Raw genomic sequence first — 23,256 nt, 5'->3', positions numbered from 1 at the left:
CGAGAGTTTTGGAAGTTATTTTGGAGAAGTAGGCTACAAACGGGGCTGGCTTTGGTATAGCTAGAGGTCAATCATCCATGAACAACCACCAACTAATTACGCAGCGGCTACTTTCTCCACTACTTTGGGCTCGATGTCAAAAAGGAAGTGGTTGAGTTTAGAGCGTAGATCGGCGGCAGAAAGGTTTCGGTACACCTCCCCGTTGCGGACTAAGGAAATTTGCCCGGTTTCTTCGGAGACAACCAAAACCACGCTGTCGGTGACTTCGGATAAACCGATAGCGGCCCGGTGCCGGAGACCCATGGAGGCAGGCACGTCGTTGCTCTCGGTCACCGGCAAAATACAGCGGGCGGCTTTGATGCGGTTCCCCTGAATAATCACGGCTCCGTCGTGCAGGGGACTGTTTTTGTTGAAGATGGAGATCAGCAGGCGTTTGCTCACCACGGCATCAATGGAGTCGCCTGATTCAGCAAAGTAGCGCAGCTCAGAACTTCGGGCAAAGACAATCAGAGCCCCGGTGTTCTTGCCGGCCAGGGATTTGGCGGCTTCAATAAAAGGAGTGATGGAAAGTTTATCGGCGGTTTCGGTGCGGCGCCACGGAAAGCCTTTGAACAGACGCTCGTTGTTCAGGCTGGTCGTTTTCCCGATCATGAGCAGGAATCGCCTGATTTCGGGCTGAAATACGATAATGGCCGCTAAAACGCCTACGCCCATGAACTGCCCCAAGATGATGGTGAGCAGTTCCATGCCGGCGGCTTTCACCACTAGGTATAGCAGATAGATAGACAAGAGGCCTAAAAAGATCTTGAGGGCTACGCTTCCGGTCAGGAGTTTGTAGAGCTGGTACAAGAGTACCGTCACCAGCAAGACATCAATAATGTCCAGCCATTCTATCTCTAAAAACCCTATGGAAAACCCTAAAATCACGACGTCAACATCTTTTTTACAATTTCAATAGAATGTACCGCCTCCTTCACGTCATGCACCCGCAGAATGTCTGCCCCGTTCAGTAACGCCACGGTGTTAGCAACAATTGTGCCTGTAAGGACCTCCTCGGGGCCTACGTGCAGCGGTTTGTAGGTCATTGACTTGCGGGAGAGCCCTACTAAAAGCGGTAACTCAAAAGCCTCCAGTTCTTTAAGCCGACGCAGCAGCTGGTAATTTTGGTCTACATTTTTTGCGAAGCCAAAACCAGGATCTAGCAGAATGTCTTTCACGCCTGCCGCCCGCAGCAACGCCACCCGCTCGGCAAAAAAGGCGAACACCTCTTCCATCAGCCCTTGTTCGTACTGGTTCAGGGTAGCCATGTTCTGCGGCGTGCCGCGCATGTGCATGAGAATGTACGGTACGCCCAACTTTCCGGCGGTGGTAAACATCGCCTCGTCTAAGGTGCCGCCGGAGACATCATTGATGAGGTGGGCTCCGTACCTTACCGCTTCTTTGGCTACCCGGGCCCTAAAGGTATCAACAGACAGCAGTGCCTCAGGGAATGCCTTGGAGATGGCCTCTATAATGGGTAATACGCGATTTAGCTCTTCCTGTTCCGTCACCTCGGGGGCGCCGGGGCGCGTAGAATAGCCGCCTATGTCCAGGAAAGTGGCCCCATCGCTGAGCATCTTCTCCGCTTGGGTCAGCGCTTGTTCCGTTCCCTGCAGGCGACTGCCCGAGTAGAACGAATCTGGGGTGGCGTTCAAGATGCCCATCACCACCGGGTGCTGCAAGAAGACCAACCTACCACCGCAGTTTAGGGTGGTTTTTTTGCAAAAAAGTGTATCTTTCGCGTTCAATTGGCCTATTCCCATTTCCTATAAAAGTAAAACGAAAAACTTGATTCACCAAACCGCCCAGGAGTACAACCGTGTGATAGAGGCTTGCCAGCGCCTGTTTTTGCAGAAAACCCAGGACTACGGCACCGCCTGGCGAATTCTTCGTCTGCCGTCCATCACCGACCAGATTTTCATCAAGGCGCAACGCATCCGTTCTATCCAGGAGAAAGGCACGCAGAAAATCCAGGACGATATCGCGTCTGAGTTTGTGGCCATCGTGAACTACTGCGTGATTGCCTTGATGCAGGAGCAGTTGTTGGCACAGGGCGAAACCGAGCAGGCCTTGCCGGTGGAGCGGGTGCGGGAGTTGTACCAAGAGGAAATCAGGAAAACGCAGGCCTTGCAGGAAGATAAGAACCATGACTACGGTGAGGCCTGGCGCAGCATGCGCGTGGAGTCTATGACCGATCTGATATTGATGAAGATATACCGCACCAAACAGATAGAAGACAATGCCGGCCATACGCTGGTGTCTGAGGGCGTGGAGGCCAATTACCGCGACATGCTCAACTATGCTGTTTTCTGCCTGATCAAACTAAATTATCCAAACCATGGCGCTCAGACTGCTTAGTAGATTTGCCTGGATAGTGGTGGGCGGGTTGTTTATCTTCTCGGGCCTGATCAAGTTGAATGATCCGGTGGGCACCGCTATCAAACTGGAGGAGTACTTTGAGGTGTTCTCCGCAGATTTCTCCTCGGTCTTTCTCTCGCTTAAACCGTTTGCGCTGTACTTCTCTATCTTCTTGAGTACTCTGGAAGTGGTCTTGGGAGTGGCCTTGCTGGTGCGCTGGCGCTTGAAAACAGTTTTATGGCTGCTTTTCTTTTTGATTCTGTTTTTTACGTTCCTCACGTTTTACTCAGCCTTCTACAACAAAGTAACCGATTGCGGCTGTTTCGGTGACGCCATCAAACTCACGCCTTGGCAGTCGTTCACTAAGGACATTATCTTGTTGGTGCTAATTCTGGTGCTGCTTTTCACCCAGCGGCATTTAATGTCACTTGGCCAAATAAACAGAGGTGTAACTGGGGCAATTGTGCTGGTGTCCTTGCTCTTTTCTCTGGGCGTGAGCGTGTATGCCTATCAACACGAACCGTTTATTGATTTCAGGGCGTACCGAGTAGGGGCCAACATCCCTAAACTGATGAAGCCCTCGGCCCCCCTGCGGTACCAATACGTGATGGAGAAAAACGGGCAGGAGTCAACCTTTGAAAACTACCCCACAGACACTACTTACAAGTTCAAAAAAATGGTGCCGCTTAACCCCGAAGACGGCCCTAAGATTACTGATTTCAACGTCTGGAACGATCAGGGCGATTTCACCCAGGAAATGTTCTTGGGGAACCGCCTCTTGATTCTGGTGAAGGATGTTAAGAAAGCCGATCAGGAGAGTTTCAAAGAGATCAATGCCTTGTTAGCGGGGTTGGAAAAAAACCAGAACCCTAAAGTAGTACCGGTGGTCATCACCTCCAGCAGCAGCCAGGAATTTGATGTCTTCAGGCACGAGGTCAACCTCTCGGCGCCTTATTTCTTCGCAGATGCAACAGTGCTTAAAACCATGATCAGGTCTAATCCGGGTCTTCTGCTGTTCAAGAACGGGGTGGTAGTAGGCAAGTGGCATTACAACGACATTCCCACTTTACAAGACGTGCAGGAAAAAGCGAAGTAGAGATAGTTATAGGCAAAGTGCTTTAAGGCTGTTTTAAGCAAAACAACCTTAAAGCACTTTCAGCTCATTCTCCTTCACTTAAGCCCTCATGTACGCCGTCATTCATTAGTTACCATTGCCATGTCTTACTCTCAACATAAAGATGTCTCCAAGATTTTCCTCGTCGGGATGCCGGGGTGTGGGAAGTCTACGGTGGGGAAGGTGCTGGCAAAGGTTTTAGGCTACCAGTTCCTGGATCTGGATACCTTGATTGAAGAGCAGGAAGGGGCAACGGTGCCAGAAGTGTTTGCGCAACAAGGACAGGAGTACTTCAGAGGAGCTGAGGCACGGGCCTTACGCCAAGCGACAGCAAATCACAGGAATATGGTACTGGCCACCGGAGGCGGGGCGCCTTGCTTTTGCGGGAACATGGACTACATGGTAGCAGAGGGCATACCGGTTTACCTTAAACTTTCGCCAGAAAATTTAGTGGTCAGATTAAAGGCGCAGGATCTACAAGCACGGCCCTTGCTGCGAGACAAAACTCCGGCCGAGCTGAGGCAGTATCTGTCTGATACTCTGTCTTTACGGGAGGTTTTTTACAAACAAGCCACTTACACGGTGCCAGCGGGTGACAATCCTCCAAAGGAGGTGGCACAAGCAATTGGCAGGCTTTTAATCCCCTCTAATCTCGCATCAGGGACCGGTTCTAGATAATTTTGATTATTTTTGCACGTTTCACAGCAAGAAACGTTTCATCTAATTTTCACTTACTATGAAACCGAATCATAAAGGATCTGCGACTCTTTTCAAGAATCCGGTGCTGGAGCGTCTTACCCACACTCATATTGCCATTCCCATTACTATCTTTTTAGTCATTGCAACAGGTTTGCTGATTTACGGTTTCACGTACGGCTTCCTGGATGTATTATCGGCGGTAGGGTTGTTTATGGCTGGTTGGCTTATTTTCTCTTTGGTAGAATACATGGCGCACCGCTACATCTTCCACATGGCGCCTACCAATGAGTTTAAGAAGAACATTCAATACACGTTTCATGGCAACCACCATGACTATCCTAAAGACAAAACCCGGTTGGCAATGCCCCCTATCGTGAGCTTGTTTATCGCCTCGTTTTTCTTTTTCGTGTTTAAACTGATCTTCGGGTCAATGGTGTTTGGGTTGGTGGCTGGATTTCTGTTTGGGTATGCCCTGTACCTTTTCGTGCATTACGCGGTACACGCGTATGCGCCGCCCAAGAACTTCTTGAAACAGCTTTGGATTCACCACAGTATCCACCACTACAAAGATCCTGAAAGAGCGTACGGCGTTTCTTCCCCGCTTTGGGACTGGATTTTAGGAACTATGCCTGAGCAGCGTAAAAGGTAAGTTATTAGCATAAAAAAAGAGAAGGCCACCTAGTCATAGGTGGCCTTCTCTTTTTTTATGCTGTTACAATGAAGAAAGTCTAAAACCGGTTTCTTCCCCCTCCCCGTATTTTGCGGAGGAGCCACATGATCAAGGCAATCACGATCACAATAATGATGACGGCCGTCCACATGCCCGCCTGAAAGATATCCCCGATGACGTCACAGCTGGAAAGCGTCATGGTGAAGATCAGCATGAATGCAAAGAAGTATGCTTGTAAATTTCTCATATCAGTGATTTTAAGTCAGTTTATAAAAGCTTGGTTTTCATTAAAAACCGTCTGTTATGAGATTACTGCTTTTTGTGCAAAAAGGTTAAAGCCTCACTAAATAAGTCTATATTTAATAAGCTAGGATTTGTCTCCTGATGACATTAAGTGGCTGGTAATTACCTGTTTTGGGCAATGTAAATAAGGGAAGATCCTTTTAAACGGTTTGTGCCATGTGATGAAATTAAAGAGAGTAAACACCCTGTTCATTTCATTTTCAGATCCTGAAGCTTGATAGAAACATGTGTTTACCTTGTCTCTTTTTATGCTCAAATTCAGAAAACAGACCTGAAATGCCTTTTTAGAAAGGAGTGCTTAAAAGGAAGGCTCGTTGAAGTTACTTCATCTTGAAAACTTAGCTTTATAGAAACAAGAGAGGCCCATCATTATGATGGGCCTCTCTTGTTTGAACCGTTAAGGGTCCTTCTATTTTAAAGCGATAGGATCTGGTTTACCATCTGGGTCGCTGGTCACCAAGCCTTGAGAGTTTACTCTTCCGCCGGTGAGAGCTAAGATACCAGCCACGTGCGGAGCGGCATAAGAGGTGCCGTTACCGGTAGCGTATCCGCTGCCTTTCCAAGTAGTTTGGATGTTGGTGCCCGGTGCTGCATATTTCACCGATGCCCCAAAGTTAGAGGTAGGACTGAACTTGCCATACGAGTCCATATTAGAAACCACGTACACATTTGGAGCCACTACGCGGGCAGGAGAATCGTTCTTGCAGTCAATGTAGCTGTTACCAGCGGCAACCACTACAAACATGCCTTTTGCGGCAACTTTCTTCACCAGGTCGTCTAGCATGGTAGAGGCATCTACCCGTAAGCTCATGTTTACCACGTCTCCGGCTTTCCCGTTGGTGTAAGCATAGTTTAAGGCAGAGTAAATGCGGGTTAGAGTGCCAGCGCCTGCGTTATCAAATACACGTAGTGCTACGATGGTTGCATTAGCAGCGACCCCAACTACGCCCACGCCATTGTTTTTAGCTCCAATGATACCAGCAACACCAGTCCCGTGTCCGTAACCATCTTCCCAGGAAGTTACCCCAGAGATGAAAGACTTGCTGCGGGTTTTATCAATGTTAAGGTCGGGGTGCGTGGATTGAACGCCTGAGTCAATCACCCATACTGTTTTACCGGTGCCATCACCATACCCCACCCGGGAAACGCCCCACGGAATGGTTTGGGTAGAAGTAGTGGTAGAGGTGGTTAGGGTAGAGGAGGTAGAAGCGTTGCCCAGCATGACAGCCTGTTCTGGTTCTACGTACGCCACGTTTTCATCTTGCATTAACTGCTGTACCTCTTCTTTGCTGAGGTTGCCTGTAAAGCCATCAGATACCCCGTCAAAAACATCACTTACGCGACTCTTGTTGATGCCTAATCTCTGAAATAAACGGTCTCTAAGTTCCTGCTTAGAAGCGGCGCTACCATTCTTCATTACTACAATATACTTGCCTTCTACTGTATTGGAGGAAGTGGCAGGAGGCGTCGGCACAGGGGCCGTTTCTTCTAAAAGCTCATCTTTCTGACATCCAGCCATGGAGAAAACGGAGGCCAAGGCAAAGAAAGAGACCGCTTTTTTGAAATTAGTTGATCGCATAGTCAATTGTTTTGAGTTAAAGACAAACTGCACGTAACCTAATGTTGCGCTTTTTCGTAACCCGCCCCTCTTGTTAATGGTTCATTTGCTTCAAAAAAATCGGTCTAAATGACCCGTTTTTGGGTCCAATGAACATTGAAATGTTATATGGTTAATTAGGAATGTTAAACTCAGAAAGCAGTTTTTAGCCTCAAATTCAACAATTTGTAAATAAGATGGCTAAAATGTTGCTGCTAAACGAATGCTTTCTTTGATTCATATACAAAGTGGCTTTTGGCAGGAACAATCAGAATAATTTTCTGCACAGTGTTTTTGAGGTTCTACATATAAAGCACTTCTGGTTTGCTTTAAGGAAAGCATATTGACTTGTATCTACTATTTGCTTCCCGTCCAGCTATTGTTAACTGCAAGTAAACTTTGCCTTTTGTAGTCTGTATAGTGTATTCAACTTGAGTAGAATCTAATATTAAATTTCTAATATATATACTATAATGTAAGCACGTTGGTGTTATCTGCTCTGCTTGTTCTCTTTGGTGTTTGGCTTACCTGATGTTTGTAGTTTTTCTGAAGAAGCATTTCTTAGAGAAGGGGTTTGCTCCTATGTGATTTGCTGCTTAAATCCCAGCTTTAGAATCTATTAGAGATGTAGCCTTTAATTCATCCCTTGTACTTGTAAAAAGACCCTTCTTATATAACTATCCCTTAGTTGAAAAGTGTTTAGATAGATTGTAATTCACTCTCGATTTCTGTTTACTGCACATTAAAATCTTTATGAACCCAAGGGTATGAAATTTAATAAAGTATGCATGCATAACATAAAGTATTACTATTTTGTTAAATTGATGTGGTTAAAACTATTGTTATACTTAGATTTAGCTAAAAGGTTATGTTAAAATAATAATTAAAATTATGGTAAAATTTGGAAAATTGTTCATTTAGCAGAATGAAACTAATTGTATGTACTGACATTGAAAATATTAGAGGAGTGTATGACTAATTCAAGTGAAAGTTGATGTTAAGCCGAATTGAGGAAGATGTTAATAGTATTTAATTGTAAGTTGTTGATGTGGTTTTAGATCAAAATTTCTATTTATTATATTAGATTATAAAAATCGTTATAATTATAAATGTGGTGAATTGATAGATGGGATTGCCAAATTTGTAGTACTGGTTCAAAGAAGTAACTAAGTAATACAATAATCAATCAATATCTAGTCACCCTTTATGAAAAAATTGTACTCGTCTGGTAAGGTTGCTCTAACAAAAACGCTCTCGCATTTTATGCGAAGGGAACAATTGGTAGGAGTGAAGAAATCCACAGCTTCTTATGAGGCCTCTCTTTCGTCTCAAAGCACATTGCTTTCCAAATTTGCTTTTTTGATGTTCCTGATTGCTGGGTTATCCTTTGTAAATGGGCATGAAGCAACAGCTCAGACTTTGTCAGTTAATGCTAGTTCTTATTGTCCTGGTAGTCAAGTTACGGTATCAGTGAAAAGTAATAAGAATGGGAAAACTGTATTCAGGATAGGTGTTTATAATGGGAATAGTTCAACTGCTACTTTGTTGGAAGAGCTTGGAAGTATCACTACCTCTAACGGTACTACTCAAGTTGATAGTGTCTTTAGATTTACTGCGCTTTCTAATGGCAGCCCAAGATATATAGGTTCCATTCCAGGGCAGGGGCAAAATGTAGACTTGTTTACAACGAGTTTCTCAGTGGGTCTTCCTGAAACTCCCGTAATAAATGTTGTAAATAATCAACCAACAACATTTACTTATGGAGGTGCTAACCCTACTTTTTCTGTGACTCCTCCCGCTGGGCTGCAAGTGAGATGGTATAATGTCGCCACTAATGGAGCGCCGCTATCTTCTTCTTCTACCTTTACGCCAACAGAGAAAAGTGCCGGCACTTACACGTATTATGCCGAACTTTATAATTCAGCCGGCTGCGCAAGTGTTGCTAGAACTCCTGTGACTTTAACAATCAATAAAAAGGATCTTACCATTTCAGGTGTTTCTGCGGTAAGTAGAGTTTACAATGCAACCGCTACAGCTTCTTTAACAGGAACTGCCGTATTAAACGGGGTAGTTGCTGGTGAAACTTTAACTTTGAATACTTCTGGAATTACAGCTTCATTTGGTTCAAAGACGGTAGGTGTAAACAAGCTAGTAACAGTTTCAGGGTACACCGTTACAGGAGCCACTATTGCAAACTATAATTTAATTCAACCATCTACCTTAACCGCATCCATTTCTTCTGCGACACTTACTATTGCCTCTCCTTTTGCAAATGGTAAAGTTTATGACGGAACAACTGCTACAACAATCTCAGGCACGTTGACTGGTGTTATTTCACCGGATATGGTTACTTGGAGCAATAGTGGAACTTTTGCAACGGCGAATGCTGGAGATGGTATTGCAGTGACTTCTACAGGTGTTCTAGGAGGAGCAGATGGAGGAAACTATACCTTGACTCCTCTCGCAGGGTTGACTGCAAGCATCTCAAAAAGGCCCCTTGCGGTAACTGCCACTGGGCAGGGAAAAGTTTATGATGGAACGACTGCTGCTACAGTTAGCCTTTCCACTAATAAATTAGGGTCAGATGATGTGGTGTCTGCTTATACTTCTGCGGCCTTTGTAGAGAAGAACGTGGGTACTAGAACAATCAATGTGAGTGGCATATCTATTAGCGGTGGTGGTATTGCTAACTACACGCTTTCTAACACTACTGCAACTGCTTCGGCTGCCATCACTCAAAGAGCACTTGTTGTTTCGGCAACTGGCCAGGATAAGGTCTATGATGGAAACACTACAGCTACAGTTCTCCTGAGCACAAATAAGTTTACAAATGATGTAGTGAATCCTGCTTATACCTCTGCTTCATTTGGAACAAAGGTTGTAGCTGCCAATAAAACGGTAACCGTAAATGGCATAACCCTTAGTGGAGCAGATGCGATCAACTACTCTTTTAATACCTCTGCTACTGCTTTTGCTAACATCACACAAAGGACTTTGAATGTTACAGCAACTAGCCAGGATAAAATTTACGATGGAAATATCAATGCGCCAGTTACCCTAACAACCGATAAGGTGTCTGGTGATGTGGTGAATGCTTTGTATGGTTCCGCTACCTTTGCAAATAAAAACGTTGGGACAAACAAAGTTGTGACCGTAGAAGACGTTAGAATCGAAGGAACTGATGCGCTAAACTATATTCTTTCAAATACAATTTCTTCTCCGTCTGCCGCTATTACGCCTAGAACAATCACCGGTACATTTACGGCAAAAGATAAATTGTTTGATGGCAACACAAATGCTGAAGTCCTAACAAGAGGCTTGGTAGGTCATGTAACCACTGATCAGGTAAGCCATACGGGTGGTTTGGCCAAATTTGATGATGCTGCAATAGGGAACAACAAGCGTGTGACTTTGAGTGGAGCCACCTTGACCGGTAATGATGCCAACAATTACACTTTGGCTTCCATGGCACCTACTACTGCAAGTATCAGAGAGAACACTCTGCCAGTTACTTTTGTATCCTTTGAAGGAAAACAAAGCAAAAATGCAGCAGTCAATCTAACTTGGAGAACAGCGGCAGAGAAAAACAACGACTACTTCCAAGTAGAGCGTAGCCAAAATGGGAAAACCTTTGCAAGTGTCGGTAAGGTGAAAGGAAGTGGTTACAGCAACGTTCTGGTGGGTTACAGCTTCGCTGATGCTTCTGCTCCAGCTGGCACGGTGTACTATCGCTTGAAGCAAGTAGACTTCAATGGTAAATTTGAGTATTCAAAAGTGATTGCTGTTCAAACCGAAGTGAAGCCTGGTGTAGAGGCTTCTGTAGAAGTATATCCTAACCCTACTTCAGGAAAAGTAAACATCGCTTCGTCTGAGTTAAACGGATCGGCTACAGTGACCTTGTTCCATAGCAGCGGACGTGTTGTGATGCAGCAGCAAGTTGCGTTTGAGGCTGGTCAGCCAGTTGCCGTTGATCTGGCAAATCAAACTGCAGGTGTGTATTACTTGCAGGTGCAAACCGCCACTGAAAAGATTACTACACGGGTAGTGAAGCAGTAGTTATCTATTGCCTGATAAAAGCCAAACGGCCATCTCTGCTACAGAGGTGGCCGTTTGGCTTTTATGCTAGATGGCGTAAAAGTCTGCTTAGCGCTTATGGCCAAGATGGGTTTGGACTAGGATGAGAGGGTAAAGGCAGGCGCTATTTTGAGGCCGTTTTCTTGTAAAGGAAAGAAAATAAGGGGGAGAAGTGAGACTAGGAGCCGGTTGTTATTTCTAAAAGCCAGATTCTAGTTATTTGTCTGTCTTATGTGAGCTCTGTATTGATGCAGCAAATTTGCGTTCGCTCTGCTTTTGCTGCTCAAGCCAAACTGGTTTCCTGAATTTTATAAGTACTTGTAAGTTGAAATAAGTCAGTAGGCAAGCGGATTGCGCTACGGTATTTGCATGAATGCAGTTCTGTAATCTTCTAATTTTTTCTATGCCTCTTTTGAGGTAAGATTTTTGAAAGTAGGAATATAGGTGATTGCTTATATTTAAATAGGTGTATTCTTTTTTTATAAATATTTGAAAGGCTTAGCTAAACGCAGGTTTAAACTTTAGAAGATGATAATGATGGGGTTAAAACAAGTTGTATAAGCAGGAATTTACTGGTTTGATAATTGTCTTTTTGTAAGACTAAGCTTCTTTATTCTAATTTATAATATGTCTGGATATAATATTTTAAAGCCTGTTGAAACTTTGCTGTTGATGGCCTAAATCATTGAATAAAACACATTTATTCCCAACTTTAAAGGATAGTTAGAATTTTCAACCTTTTAATATCCTAATTGTTTAAAGTAACTGTGTTTTTTATGTATTTATTGCGCTTTTCAAAGAAGCTGTTGTGTTTGCTGTTTTGTTTGTTCTTTTTACAAAATGTTGCCGTAAGTAAAAACTTCTACTCGTTCCCTTGGAGACAAACTCTTTCCGCTCTGTTGTTAGAGCCTGCGGTAAATGCAGGTAGCCTGAATGCCTTGGGGACAGGGGACTTGATTACAAATTCTACCTCTGCTGCCATGGCGGTAGCAACAGAGACCATCACCGACAAAGTAGTTATTGAAATAGGGCTTAGTAATGTGACAAGTGCGCCTACTACTGAGTATGCAAACCTGAAGTACAACAAAGCAGGGGTGTTTAATTTTGAGATGGATGACAACAGTGGAAAAGCGATAGATGTATTTAAAATACTGAATGGCGGAACAGCCTCTAATGGAGTGACCTACCCAGGTAAATTTCATACCGATGGCTGTGGCAATAAAGTCTATTACAGAGGAGCCATTGCCTTGAACCTGCTCAATAACTTCAACCAAGATCAGATTGTATATACCGCTTCTGGGAAGAAGATAAACCAGGAGGGCCTGAATCTGCTTGTCAGAAACAAATGGACCCTGGAGAACCATGGGTATGCCCATAGCGCTGGCAACCCGCTCATTGACGGAGACATCGCCAAAAACATACATGAAAATACCAAAGTATTCTATTCTAAAATGGCCGCAGCAGGCCTGCCTTACCGCATACGGGTGGCCGTTACGCCCACTAATGACGAGGGGTACCAGCCCACGGCCAAGCAGCTTGGGTACATAGGGCTCACTACCCAGACCCGGAGAGATGATGCTTCTTTGTTCAGTGGGTACGCAGCTTTGTCACCAGACTGGAGCCAAATGCTGTACACTCATAGGTCTTTCAATGATAAATGGGACCAGATCACAACAGATTCTTTTAAAGAGAAAATAGACAGACTGATTTTGTTGAAGGCCACCACTGCCACTCCTCAGATGTTTAGATTGGGAACCCATGGTCCGGACTTGGCAAAATGGGCAGATCTGATGAACTACTTACAGACGGCCTCCAAAGACCGGGTGTGGGTGCCTTCTTTACAGGAACTGATAGAGTACTTCGAAGTAAAGAGGTTGCTGGTTAAGACGTCTACCTACGATGCCGTCAATAAAAAATTCATCGTGACGCTTGATTATTCTAAAATACCAGAGCACAACAGGTTTAGAGATGTTTCTCTGTTGCTGAAAGGTGCCAATGTTGCCTCCGTAACTGTCAAAAGCGGAAGTCTGGATAAGGTTACCTTCAATTCCTCTACAGGTTTGATCAACCTGTTCAAGATGAAAACTACTTTTGCCAATCCTGCCTCAGATATTCTGCCCCCTAGAATCACCAGTGCAACTATCACCGAGACCAATAAAGTAAGAGTGGTGTTTGACAGACCAGTTCTCTTAACAAAAGAAGGGTTCACCATTAAATCTGCCGGAGTAGAGGTGCCAGTGGTAGAAGCGATAGGCAAAGGGACTATTTGGGATTTGAAAGTGTCCACTTCTTATTCTAGCTCCAGTGTCTTGTCTCTATACTATCGCATGCAAAGAGGAATTACCAGAGATGCCAGTAATGCTGCTTTCAAAGTGGGCAGCTACATTGGCAAGAAAGTAGTGAACAAGATTGGTTCTGTTAGTGCCGTAACTACCCAGTCTGCCTCCATAACTAGTTTTGATGCTGTGAGAGCAAGCGATGAAGTGAAACTGTCCTGGATTTCTAATTTAGGAGATAAGAAAGGCTTCTTTGAGGTTCAGCAAAGTGTGGATGGCAAGACTTTTCAAGTTGTTGGTGGGAAAATTGAAGGAGGGGAAGGTGATGTAACTCCACAGGCCTACACCACTACACTTTCTGATAATTCAAATCAACCCCTTTACTTCCGGCTAAAACAGGTAGACCTTGAGGGGAAAGCTGAATACTCTGAAGCCGTAGTTGTAAAACCAGTTGAAAACGGATTAACCAAAGCTACTTTGGAGGTATATCCTAACCCAACTACTGGTCAGGTGAATGTAGTTTCTAGCATTCTTTCAGGAAAAGGGGCGATAACTGTCTATGATAGTAGTGGCAAGGTGGTGGTTCAGCAAACCGTGCAGGTAGAGCCTGGGCAATCTACCCCATTAGACCTGAGTATGCAAAGTGCAGGGATCTATTTCGTGCGTTTAGAGACTGAGACTGGAAAGCTAATAACCAAAGTTGTGAAGCAGTAGAGGATTGTTATCGCTTTCGGGCACAAAAGAGAGGCCGCTCAAAAATGGGCGGCCTCTCTTTTGTGCCTTAGTTTTTTGCGCGTGTGGTGGAGGGTAGGTTTGGTGTCGGTTAATCTTTCCCAACTCTGCAGCAATAAACACTACTGTTGCTCTTGTTGCTTTAAGCCTAGCAGTTGTAAAGACAGTAGATCTTGTAATGATAACTAATCTTGTAGCTGCTCAATCTCTTTTCTAACCAACTACAGTTGCTGAGTTTTTATAGGCTCATTTTAGGCAAAATTGTTTATGGTTAAGCTGTAATGCATGGCTGATGCAAGGCCTAAGTATCGGTGGTTTGTTGATTTAAAGGTCTTTTTAGGGTTTTTGCTAATATAAAAGCATAGGATATATTCTCTTTTTCATAAAACGTTTTAAATAAAATTCAACTCCTCCCTTCTTTAGAATAGAACCTTTTTAGTGTAGTTGCTGCCATCAGTTTAAACTATTCCTATTGCTCTTCTCACATATTCAAGTACTGCCTGTTTTTCAAGTAGTTATTAGAAGATTTGTATATGAATATTTAAATAAACCTTATGAAATAAAATTGTACTAAAAATTAGCCTTTGCATTGTAGGACAAAGTAGAGGTATGCTTATGATGAATTTTTTTGATTAAATTATTGTAATAAAAACAAGATAAAATATGGTTTGGTTGATTACGGTAGTTTTTATTGAAGAAATTTATGGAAAAGTTGTACTCATTATTTGAAAGAAGATCAACAGTAAAAAGCGAATTGCTGTTGCAATCAGAGTCACAGAAAACTTTTAGTATAAAGTTTAATAAGGAGGCAAGATCGCTGAACAACCTTGTTCGAACAATATTTTTGATCGCTTTTACGTCATTAGTGGCCATCCTTGAAGTCGATGCCCAATCCCAAGCCAGAATTGATAATGTCAAGGTGTCACAAGCAACAATTTGTGGTGGATCTGCCATTAAAATCACTTTCAACACTGTGAATGGGCCAGGTATAGGCCAAACAAATAAATTTACGAAAGGTACTACCTATAGGGTATTTCTGAGCGGTGATGCTAATCCGATAGCCACCTTCTCAAAAGATACTGTCTATGCAACGGGGAGCGGGAATGAGAAGGAGAGTACAACAATAGGAATAACCCAGGTAATCTCTATTCCGGCTAATAAAACGGGAAACTTTACGCTTACAATGAATTCGATCAACCCAACTTCTGCAACAACAAGTGGAGTGCCAATCACCATTAACCCTATTCCTAGCAATCCTCCGGTTATTACAAGTGCTGAAACCAGCAAAACTATAACTTATGGAACCGCTACTCCAAGCTTTACCGCAACCGTGCCTAGTGGGCAAACTATCAATTGGTATAGTGCCGCAACAGGCGGAAACTTGCTGGCCACTAATTTGGCCACATATACTCCAAACACCACTCTAGCCGGCACTTATAAATATTACGCGGAAGCCCGGAATGGTTCTGGTTGCGTTAGCCCTACCAGAACAGAAGTAGTTCTTACAATTACACAGAAAGTGCTCACGCTAGCTAACGCAGCGGCAAACAGTAAAGTCTATGACAAAACTAACATTGCAACCATAACTGGAGCCTTAACAGGTATAGTAGGTAATGACCAAGTTGCCTATGATGGTATTGGTGTGTTTTCAAGTGTAAAAGTTGGAGTAAATATCCCAGTTACTTCAATCAGCACTTTAAAGGGGGCAGCTGCCAGCAACTACATCCTGAGTCAGCCTTCTAATCTTGTTGCAGATATCACCCAAAGAGATCTTACCGTTACAACAATTGGGCATAACAAAATCTATGATGGAACAACTGTTGCTACGGTGAAGTTTGTGTCAGATTCTATTAGTGGTGATATTATTGGGGCTAAATATACTTCCGCAACTTTTGTAAACAAGAATGTAGGGCCAAGGGCTATAAATGTCAGTGGTATTACTATTGAGGGGGCAGATGCACCTAACTACAAGCTTCTTAATACAACTTCATCAACAACCGCCAATATACTTTTAAGACCTGTAAATGTAATTGGGGTGTCCATTCTAAATAGGGATTATGATGGTACAACCATTGCCAAACTAACCGGTACACCAAGCCTAAGCGGAGTTGTTTCTATTGATGGTGTAGAGGAGAAAGTGACCCTGAATACTTCCTTAGCAGATGCTGCATTCGCTGACAAAAACGTGGGCGCCAATAAACCAGTGACTGTTACTGGATTTACTATTGAGGGAGATGATTTCAGTAACTATAGGCTTGAACAACCTATAGGCTTGACCGCTGAGATTTTTGCTTTAAAGATTACAGGTGCTTTTGAAGCAGAAGACAAGTTGAGGGACGGCACAAATAGTGCTACAGTAGTAAGCGGTTCTAGAATACTGGTGGGGCATATTGTAACAGATGATGTAGCACTTGTTGGGGGTACAGCTACCTTTGCTAATATTGAGGTCGGAACCTGGACGGTAACTCTAACAGGCGCAACACTTGAAGGAAACGATAAAGGTAACTACATCTTAACTTCTGTTGCTCCAACCTCAGCCAACATTGAGCCCGGACCGTTACCTGTTTCTTTCATCTCATTTGAAGGAAAACAAACCCAAAACGCTTCTGTTTATCTGACCTGGTCTACCGCCTCAGAAAAAGACAATGACTACTTCTCCGTAGAGCGCAGCCAGGATGGCAAGGCCTTCACCTCTATGGGCAAGGTGAAAGGAAACGGAACAACCAGCGTGGTACAAGAGTATGCTTTTACCGATGGGAATGCTCCGGCCGGCGTTGTTTACTACCGCTTAAAGCAAGTAGACTTTGATGGCAAATTTGAGTACTCTAAAGTGATAGCCGTTGAGGCGGATGGAAAACACCTCAGCAAGACTTCCTTGAAGGTGTACCCCAACCCAACGCTGGATAAAGTGTATGTGACTTCTGCAACTAGTGGTGGCCTTTCTACGGTGACGCTGTACCATAGCAGCGGTAGGGCAGTGTCGCAGCGTCAGGTGCAGATGGAGGTGGGTAAGCCTATCACGCTTGATCTAGCTAGCCAAGCGGCAGGGGTATATTACGTACAAGTGCAGACAGGTACAAGTAAATCAACTACCCGAGTAGTGAAGCAATAAGTAACCAGACGATTCTCCAAGTAACACAAAGGCCACCTCTGCAGAGTTGGCCTTTGTTGTTTTAGCCCCTTTTGTAAATCAGGTTTGTTGAGAGATAAAAGATCTTTTTGAGAAAACTGTGTCTGTTTTCAAGCTCTATTTCTTGAAGTGCGCCCAAAAAAGGAAGTTTATGAGAGAGCCAGGTTCATGGAAGCTTCTCCCTATTAGTTTGTATTTGCGAGTCCTAAGGTGAAAAATGGTACTTTTGCACCCGCTATGGCAAATTCATTTCAATATATAGCGCTTACTCCACCGTGAGATCCCTGTCAGGTAATTTCTATTACTGGTTACACTCCCGCAGTTCCTATATAATTCAGTGAAGGTAGCAACGCTTATGGGCCCTTGTGGCTAGAGCGCAGCTATTTCCCCCAATTAAACCTTTCAATATGAAGCTTTACTTACGCCTCTTTGACTTCAGTCAAAAGGTGGATTACAAAAAAGAAATCCTGGCTGGGCTCACCGTGGCCATGACCATGATTCCTGAGTCTCTTTCCTTTGCCATTTTAGCAGGGTTCCCACCGTTGGTGGGCTTGTATGCCGCCTTCATCATGGGCCTGGTGACCGCCGTGCTGGGCGGCCGTCCGGGAATGGTATCTGGTGGGGCTGGGGCAACGGCGGTGGTGCTCATCGCTTTGATGCAGTCACATGGCCTTGAGTACGTATTTGCGGCGGTGGCTTTGGCGGGCATCCTGCAGATCTTGGTAGGGCTGTTTAAGCTTGGGAAGTTCATCAGGCTGGTACCTCAACCGGTGATGTTTGGTTTCGTGAACGGATTGGCAGTCATTATTTTTTTGTCGCAGGTAGAGCAGTTCAAGACTGTGGTAAACGGAGAAACTACCTGGCTGTCGGGTACGCCGCTGTTTATCATGGCTAGTTTGGTAGCACTCACCATCGCTATCATTCTGGTGTTGCCTAAGTTCACCAAAGCGGTGCCTCCTTCCTTAGTAGCCATATTAGTAGTGTTTGGTATTGTAATGGGCTTTGAGGTAGAAACCAGAATGGTAAAAGATATTGCCTCAGTAAGCGGTAGTTTGCCTCCTTTTCACATTCCCCAAATTCCTTTCAGTCTAGACACCCTAGAAGTGATTTTCCCTTACGCCTTGATTATGACTGGTGTGGGGCTCACGGAGAGCTTGCTTACCTTAAACCTGGTAGACGAGATTACCGGAACCCGCGGGAATGGCAACCGGGAGAGCATTGCGCAAGGCAGTGCCAATCTTCTGAATGGTTTCTTCTTCGGGATGGGTGGTTGCGCCATGATCGCGCAGACGCTGGTGAACCTATCGGCTGGGGCAAGGGCCAGGTTGGCGGGTATTGTTGCGGCGCTTACTATTCTGGTCATCATCTTGGTAGGCGCTCCTTTTATTGAGCGGGTGCCTATGGCGGCGCTTGTGGGTGTGATGATTATGGTGTCTATTGGTACCTTTGAGTGGATCAGTTTTAGAATCATAAACAAAATGCCGCGGCATGATGTCTTTGTGGGCATTCTGGTAGCCGTGATTACCATCTGGCTACACAACCTGGCATTGGCGGTCTTAGTTGGGGTCATCATCTCGGCGTTGGTGTTTGCCTGGGAAAGCGCCAAGCGCATCAGGGCCAGAAAATACGTGGATGCAAACGGAGTGAAGCACTATGAACTATACGGGCCTCTGTTCTTCGGCTCAGTGGCCGCCTTTACTGAGAAGTTTGACGTGTCCGGTGATCCAGCAGAAGTGATTATTGACTTCAAAGACAGCCGGGTAGCAGATATGTCTGGGATTGAAGCGCTGAACAAATTAACCGAGCGCTACCACAAAGCCGGCAAGAAGCTGCACCTGCGGCACCTAAGCCCAGATTGTCGTCTCTTGCTCAAGAATGCCGATGCCGTCATAGAAGTGAATATCTTGGAAGACCCGCACTACGCCATCGTGACGGATAAGCTTAGCTAATTTCTTGGAGAAAAGTAGTGTCTTTTTAGCCTGTTTTCCTCTGAGTAAGCTGCAAGCTCGCGCCAACGAGTTCTAAACTGCTCAAAGACGGTAAAAAACAGGAAAGCGTTTCGGAGCGTGTTTAACGAAAACAGCCCCGAAACGCTTTCCTATTCTAATTAAGCAAAACTTACACCACGTAAGACAGCCGGAATTCAGGGATTTCAATCTTCTGATAGCCCAAATCCATCAAGTCTTCCTTCATCTGGTTCATCACCGATTTCTCACCGTGTACCAGGAAAATGCGCTGGATTTTCTCTTTGTCCTGGCAGTGCAGGAACTTGGCAATATCGCCGTAGTCTGCGTGGGCGCTGTATTCCTTCATGATCATCATCTCGGCTTTCACCTCCACCTCATCGCCCATGATGTAGACTTTCTCCGCGCCGTTCATCAGTTTGCCTCCCAAAGTGGAAGGCTCGCAGTAACCGGTGATAAGCACGGCGCTGTTAGGGTCAGATAAGTTGGTTTTGAGGTGGTGCTGGATGCGGCCGGCTTCCATCATGCCCGAGGAGGAAATAATGACGCAAGGCTCGTCTATCTTGTTCAACTCTTTGGAGTCATCCACATCGGTGATGTAGGTCAACTGCGGAAACCCGAACGGGTCTGGATCATCCTTGATGTATTCCTGCATAGAATCCCGGAAGTACTGCGGATTGTCGCGCATGATGTCTGTGGCGTACACTGAGAGCGGGCTGTCTACAAATACTTTTACGTCGGGCAAGCGGCCTTCTTCTGCCAGGTAGTTTAAGGAATAAATCAACTCCTGTGTACGCCCAATGCTGAACGCCGGGATCAAGAGTTTGCCCTGGCGTTCTACGCACACTTCCTGCACAATTTTCTGCAAACGCTCCTCGGTGTTCTCTAGGCTGTCGTGCACGCGGTTGCCGTAGGTAGACTCGCAGATGATGATCTCGGCCTGCGGAAATGCCTGCGGCGGATTCAAAATGCGGTTGGCAAACCGTCCGATGTCGCCGCTGAAACAAATAGTACGCTCCTTGCCATCGTCCTGCAGTCTGAGGTTGATGGCGGCGCTGCCCAGCACGTGGCCAGTGTCAGTGAAGAGCAGTTCAATGTCGTCGTCAATTTGGTAAGGCTCGTCGTAGGGCACGGTTACAAACTGCTGCAAGGCCTGCTCGGCATCCTCCTCTGTGTAGAGCGGAGCCGTGCTGCCGTTTCCGTTGTTGCTCTGTATGCGGGCACTGTCCATGAGTAAAAGCTTGCAGAGTTCCAGCGTAGGCGGGGTAGAATAAATAGGACCCGTATAGCCCTCGCGTACCAGCAAAGGAATCAAACCTGAGTGGTCAATATGCGCGTGCGACAAGATAAGGCAGGTCAGGTTCTCGGGCTCGAAGTCAAAGGAACGGTTCCGTTCTTCGGTCTTATCACCCATGCCTTGGGTGAGGCCGCAGTCTAACAGAATGCGTTTGCCGTTCTCTAAAGTAACTAAGTGCTTGCTGCCAGTCACGGTTTGGGCCGCTCCGTAAAAAGATATCGTCATAGATAAGAAAGTCTGAATAGGTGGAGATTGTACGGGCAGTAGCTTTTTCAGATGTCTTAAAATTTAATTTTAAGGCTGATTTCTAGAAAATGGGGCTTAAATGACGAGAGACTCCCTTTTCCTGCATAACTGCTTTTTGACCTGCTATCTGCTTCAATCACACTTCTGCTGCACCTGATGTCCTCTTGGAAAGATCTTTTAGACTAACTGGAAAGGGTTTTATTTGATTGTTTTGCAGTGCAACATAGATGAGGATGCAGTTAGTTGAAAGTGACCTCTGCGGACGCGAGCTGGAAGCTCGCGTCCGCAGAGGTCACTTTCAAAAGCAAGGGTAGGGGCAATGCCTTGTGGTTACCCTTGCCATTAAGCTGAAAAGCAGAAGCACCTGAACTACAATCATCCAGGTGCTTCTGCTTTGATTATGAAGAGATGCTGTTTAGTGCCTGATCTCAGGAAAATGGGTTCAAAATAAAACGTTACAACAACCCTCTAAGCCTTTCAGCGGCACTTTCGGGGGTAATGTCGCGCTGCGGGTCGGCCATGAGCTCGTAGCCCACCATGAACTTCTTGACCGTGGCCGATCTGAGCAGCGGCGGGTAGAAGTGCATGTGCAGGTGCCAGCCCGGGTACTCTTTACCGTCAGTCGGCGCCTGGTGGATGCCGGCCGAGTAGGGGAAGGAGGTGTTGAACAGCTTGTCGTACACCGAGGAGAGCCGCTTCATGATGCCGGCGTAGCCGAGCTTCTCGTCCTCCGTGATCTGGCCCACGTGGCCGAAGTGCCGGCGCGGGATGAGGATGGTCTCGAACGGCCAGACGGCCCAAAAAGGCACCAAGGCCACAAAGTGCTCGTTCTCTACTACGATGCGGGTTTTCTCCCCCAGCTCCTGGGCCAGGTAGTCGGAGAGCAGACTGCGGCTGTTTTGTTGGAAATAAGCTTCCTGCTGCTCGGTCTCCTTGGCGGGCTCGCCGGGCACCGAGCTCTGGGCCCAGATCTGGCCGTGCGGGTGCGGGTTGCTGCTGCCCATCACCGAGCCTTTGTTCTCGAAGATCTGCACGTAACTGATCTCTTCCATGGCGCCCAGTTCCCGGTACTGTTCCTGCCACAGGTCCACCACTTTCTTGATCTCGGTGGTCTCCATGTCAGACAAGGTGAGGTCATGGCGGGGCGAGAAGCAGATCACCTTGCAGATGCCCCGCTCGCTCTCTGCCCTCAGCATCCCGCTGGAGAAGGAGCCGGAGGGGCTTTCGGCCTGCAAAGCCGCGAAGTCGTTCACGAACACGAAGGTGGAAGGATAGTCGGGGTTTTTCTCACCGTTGGCGCGCACGTTGCCCGGGCACAGGTAGCAGGAAGGGTCATACTGCGGGCGGGTGTCCTTCTCGGTGGTCTCCTGCTGGCCCTGCCAGGGGCGCTTGGAGCGGTGCGGCGAGACCAGCACCCACTCGCCCAGCAGGGGGTTGAAGCGCCGGTGCGAGTGCTCCGTGATATCAAATGTATTCATAGTTTCAGGTGGTAAGTGGGTGGTTAGGAAGGCAACTGGTATCCGCTATAAGGCTAAGAGTGTCGCTTTCGCTGCTCTCTGTTTAGCGGGTGGTTTTGGAAAAATCAATCGGAACCAGGCTGCTGCCGTCCACAATCTCGGCCACGTACGTTTTCAGAGCGATGTTGTATTGCTGTTGGTAGGCTTCGGTCATCTGGCGGGTAAACTCGTCCAGTTTGTCCAACTTTACCAAGTTAATGGTGCAGCCCCCAAAACCACCGCCCATCATGCGGGCGCCCAATACGGCATCTGATTGTCTGGCTTTGTCGGCTAAGAAATCCAGTTCGGGGCAGCTTACCTCATAGTCATGCTGCAGACCTTGGTGCGAGGCGAACATCTTCTGACCGAACGCTTCCAGGTCGCCGCGCTCTAGGTCAAGGCAGGCGTCTTCCACGCGCAAATTCTCCTGCACCACGTACATACAACGGCGGTACACCACCGGGTCAAACTCATCTTTGTGACTCTCCAGCATCTGCTCAGTCACATCACGCAGGCTGTTCACCTGTGGATAAAGCTTCTGGAGCAGGGCTACGCCGGTTTCGCACTCCTGTCGGCGGGTGTTGTACTCACTGGAAGCCAGGGAGTGTTTCACCTGCGTATCGCAGAGTACAATGCGGTAATCTGTGATGTTGAACGGATAATACTGGTACTCCAATGAGCGGCAGTCCAGTTTCACTACGTGGTTGTGCTTCCCGAACATGCTGGCGAACTGGTCCATGATGCCGCACATCACTAGTGCATACTCATGCTCCGCTTTCTGGGCCATCTTCACCATGTCAAAACGCTCAATGCCGTAGGCGTAGAGATAGTTAAGCGCATACGCTAAACCGCATTCCACGGCTGCGGAGGAGGAAAGCCCGGCCCCGATGGGAATGTTGCCCCCGAACACCAGGTCAAAGCCTTTTACCTCGTAGTTGGCTTTCTGCAGTTGCGCCACCACGCCCAGAAGGTAATTGGCCCAGCCTATCTCGGTGCGCTGCACGTCTGTGAGCGAGAACTCTGCGCTTTGATCTAAATCAAAAGCGTAGGCCCGCATGGTCTGGGTGTTGTTAGGGGCTACCGCGAAAAAGATTTCCTTGTTGATGGCCGCAGGCAGCACAAAGCCCTCGTTGTAGTCCGTGTGTTCGCCTATGAGGTTCACCCGGCCAGGAGACCGGACCACTACCGGTTCTGTTCTGTATAGCTCCTTGAATTTGGCTACAATGTCTTCAACCATAGTTTCTGCTTTAAGGTCTAAAGG

At 46.2% G+C, this 23,256-nt stretch carries 15 protein-coding genes; 8 read left to right on the top strand and 7 right to left on the bottom strand.

All coding sequences use genetic code 11. The features are described from left to right. Positions 1-96 precede the first annotated feature (96 nt). Both cdaA and folP read right to left on the bottom strand, forming a co-directional pair. Positions 97-927 (bottom strand): diadenylate cyclase CdaA, encoded by an 831-nt coding sequence (cdaA, locus tag ACW9SV_RS04655; RefSeq protein WP_479555572.1) that lies wholly within the window; start codon positions 925-927, stop codon positions 97-99. Continuing rightward, positions 924-1,730, bottom strand: a complete 807-nt coding sequence (gene folP, locus ACW9SV_RS04650; RefSeq protein ID WP_479555571.1) for a dihydropteroate synthase — start codon at positions 1,728-1,730, stop codon at positions 924-926. The genes cdaA and folP overlap by 4 nt, the downstream gene beginning before the upstream one ends. 97 nt (positions 1,731-1,827) lie before the next feature. On the opposite strand from folP, the gene ACW9SV_RS04645 reads away from it, so the two are divergent. From ACW9SV_RS04645 to ACW9SV_RS04630, 4 genes are all read left to right on the top strand, one after another. Then, positions 1,828-2,397 (top strand): DUF1599 domain-containing protein, encoded by a 570-nt coding sequence (locus ACW9SV_RS04645; RefSeq protein WP_479555570.1) that lies wholly within the window; start codon positions 1,828-1,830, stop codon positions 2,395-2,397. Beyond that, positions 2,378-3,493 carry a BT_3928 family protein gene (locus tag ACW9SV_RS04640; protein ID WP_479555569.1) on the top strand — a complete coding sequence of 372 codons (1,116 nt, stop codon included), beginning with the start codon at positions 2,378-2,380 and terminating at the stop codon, positions 3,491-3,493. Before ACW9SV_RS04645 ends, ACW9SV_RS04640 begins: the two co-directional genes overlap by 20 nt. Positions 3,494-3,613: 120 nt before the next feature. Continuing rightward, the gene (locus ACW9SV_RS04635) at positions 3,614-4,189 is read left to right on the top strand and encodes a shikimate kinase (protein ID WP_479555568.1); all 576 of its coding nucleotides are present in this window, start codon (positions 3,614-3,616) and stop codon (positions 4,187-4,189) included. A gap of 58 nt (positions 4,190-4,247) precedes the next feature. Next, entirely contained in the window at positions 4,248-4,859 is a 612-nt protein-coding gene (locus ACW9SV_RS04630; protein ID WP_479555567.1) for a sterol desaturase family protein, read from the top strand. 79 nt (positions 4,860-4,938) lie between these two features. On the opposite strand, the gene ACW9SV_RS04625 is transcribed toward ACW9SV_RS04630, so the two are convergent. After that, positions 4,939-5,127, bottom strand: a complete 189-nt coding sequence (locus ACW9SV_RS04625; RefSeq protein ID WP_479555566.1) for a hypothetical protein — start codon at positions 5,125-5,127, stop codon at positions 4,939-4,941. Between the two features lie 465 nt (positions 5,128-5,592). Then, the gene (locus ACW9SV_RS04620; RefSeq protein WP_479555565.1) at positions 5,593-6,762 is read right to left on the bottom strand and encodes a S8 family serine peptidase; all 1,170 of its coding nucleotides are present in this window, start codon (positions 6,760-6,762) and stop codon (positions 5,593-5,595) included. A 1,224-nt stretch (positions 6,763-7,986) separates the two neighbouring features. On the opposite strand from ACW9SV_RS04620, the gene ACW9SV_RS04615 reads away from it, so the two are divergent. The 4 genes from ACW9SV_RS04615 (at position 7,987) to ACW9SV_RS04600 (ending at position 18,941) form a co-directional block, all read left to right on the top strand. Continuing rightward, positions 7,987-10,836, top strand: a complete 2,850-nt coding sequence (locus ACW9SV_RS04615) for a YDG domain-containing protein (protein ID WP_479555564.1) — start codon at positions 7,987-7,989, stop codon at positions 10,834-10,836. 998 nt (positions 10,837-11,834) lie between these two features. Then, positions 11,835-13,844 carry a T9SS type A sorting domain-containing protein gene (locus ACW9SV_RS04610; RefSeq protein ID WP_479555563.1) on the top strand — a complete coding sequence of 670 codons (2,010 nt, stop codon included), beginning with the start codon at positions 11,835-11,837 and terminating at the stop codon, positions 13,842-13,844. Positions 13,845-14,553: 709 nt separating this feature from the next. Beyond that, positions 14,554-16,974 (top strand): YDG domain-containing protein, encoded by a 2,421-nt coding sequence (locus ACW9SV_RS04605; protein WP_479555562.1) that lies wholly within the window; start codon positions 14,554-14,556, stop codon positions 16,972-16,974. A gap of 425 nt (positions 16,975-17,399) precedes the next feature. Then, positions 17,400-18,941, top strand: a complete 1,542-nt coding sequence (locus ACW9SV_RS04600; RefSeq protein ID WP_479555561.1) for a SulP family inorganic anion transporter — start codon at positions 17,400-17,402, stop codon at positions 18,939-18,941. A 169-nt stretch (positions 18,942-19,110) separates the two neighbouring features. On the opposite strand, the gene ACW9SV_RS04595 is transcribed toward ACW9SV_RS04600, so the two are convergent. The 3 genes from ACW9SV_RS04595 to ACW9SV_RS04585 form a co-directional block, all read right to left on the bottom strand. Next, complete coding sequence (locus ACW9SV_RS04595; RefSeq protein WP_479555560.1) at positions 19,111-20,478, bottom strand: MBL fold metallo-hydrolase; 1,368 nt, start codon at positions 20,476-20,478, stop codon at positions 19,111-19,113. Positions 20,479-20,954: 476 nt separating this feature from the next. Beyond that, complete coding sequence (locus ACW9SV_RS04590; RefSeq protein WP_479555559.1) at positions 20,955-21,977, bottom strand: UDP-glucose--hexose-1-phosphate uridylyltransferase; 1,023 nt, start codon at positions 21,975-21,977, stop codon at positions 20,955-20,957. Positions 21,978-22,059: 82 nt separating this feature from the next. Further along, positions 22,060-23,232, bottom strand: a complete 1,173-nt coding sequence (locus ACW9SV_RS04585; protein ID WP_479555558.1) for a galactokinase — start codon at positions 23,230-23,232, stop codon at positions 22,060-22,062. Between the last annotated feature and the right edge of the window lie 24 nt (positions 23,233-23,256).

Source organism: Rufibacter sp. JT20002 (genome assembly GCF_056491185.1).
The sequence above is the reverse complement of the archived record's forward strand: the minus strand, read 5'-3'. Positions and strand labels throughout refer to the sequence as shown.

What these genes read in the sequence shown, in the direction of transcription:
- ACW9SV_RS04610 (WP_479555563.1), top strand. Translation starts at nt 11,835, where the DNA reads ATGGCGGTAGCAACAGAGACCATCACCGACAAAGTAGTTATTGAAATA.
- ACW9SV_RS04615 (WP_479555564.1), top strand. Translation starts at nt 7,987, where the DNA reads ATGAAAAAATTGTACTCGTCTGGTAAGGTTGCTCTAACAAAAACGCTC.
- ACW9SV_RS04625 (WP_479555566.1), bottom strand. Translation starts at nt 5,127, where the DNA reads ATGAGAAATTTACAAGCATACTTCTTTGCATTCATGCTGATCTTCACC.
- ACW9SV_RS04595 (WP_479555560.1), bottom strand. Translation starts at nt 20,478, where the DNA reads ATGACGATATCTTTTTACGGAGCGGCCCAAACCGTGACTGGCAGCAAG.
- ACW9SV_RS04600 (WP_479555561.1), top strand. Translation starts at nt 17,400, where the DNA reads ATGAAGCTTTACTTACGCCTCTTTGACTTCAGTCAAAAGGTGGATTAC.
- ACW9SV_RS04590 (WP_479555559.1), bottom strand. Translation starts at nt 21,977, where the DNA reads ATGAATACATTTGATATCACGGAGCACTCGCACCGGCGCTTCAACCCC.
- ACW9SV_RS04620 (WP_479555565.1), bottom strand. Translation starts at nt 6,762, where the DNA reads ATGCGATCAACTAATTTCAAAAAAGCGGTCTCTTTCTTTGCCTTGGCC.
- ACW9SV_RS04640 (WP_479555569.1), top strand. Translation starts at nt 2,378, where the DNA reads ATGGCGCTCAGACTGCTTAGTAGATTTGCCTGGATAGTGGTGGGCGGG.
- ACW9SV_RS04630 (WP_479555567.1), top strand. Translation starts at nt 4,248, where the DNA reads ATGAAACCGAATCATAAAGGATCTGCGACTCTTTTCAAGAATCCGGTG.
- ACW9SV_RS04635 (WP_479555568.1), top strand. Translation starts at nt 3,614, where the DNA reads ATGTCTTACTCTCAACATAAAGATGTCTCCAAGATTTTCCTCGTCGGG.
- ACW9SV_RS04585 (WP_479555558.1), bottom strand. Translation starts at nt 23,232, where the DNA reads ATGGTTGAAGACATTGTAGCCAAATTCAAGGAGCTATACAGAACAGAA.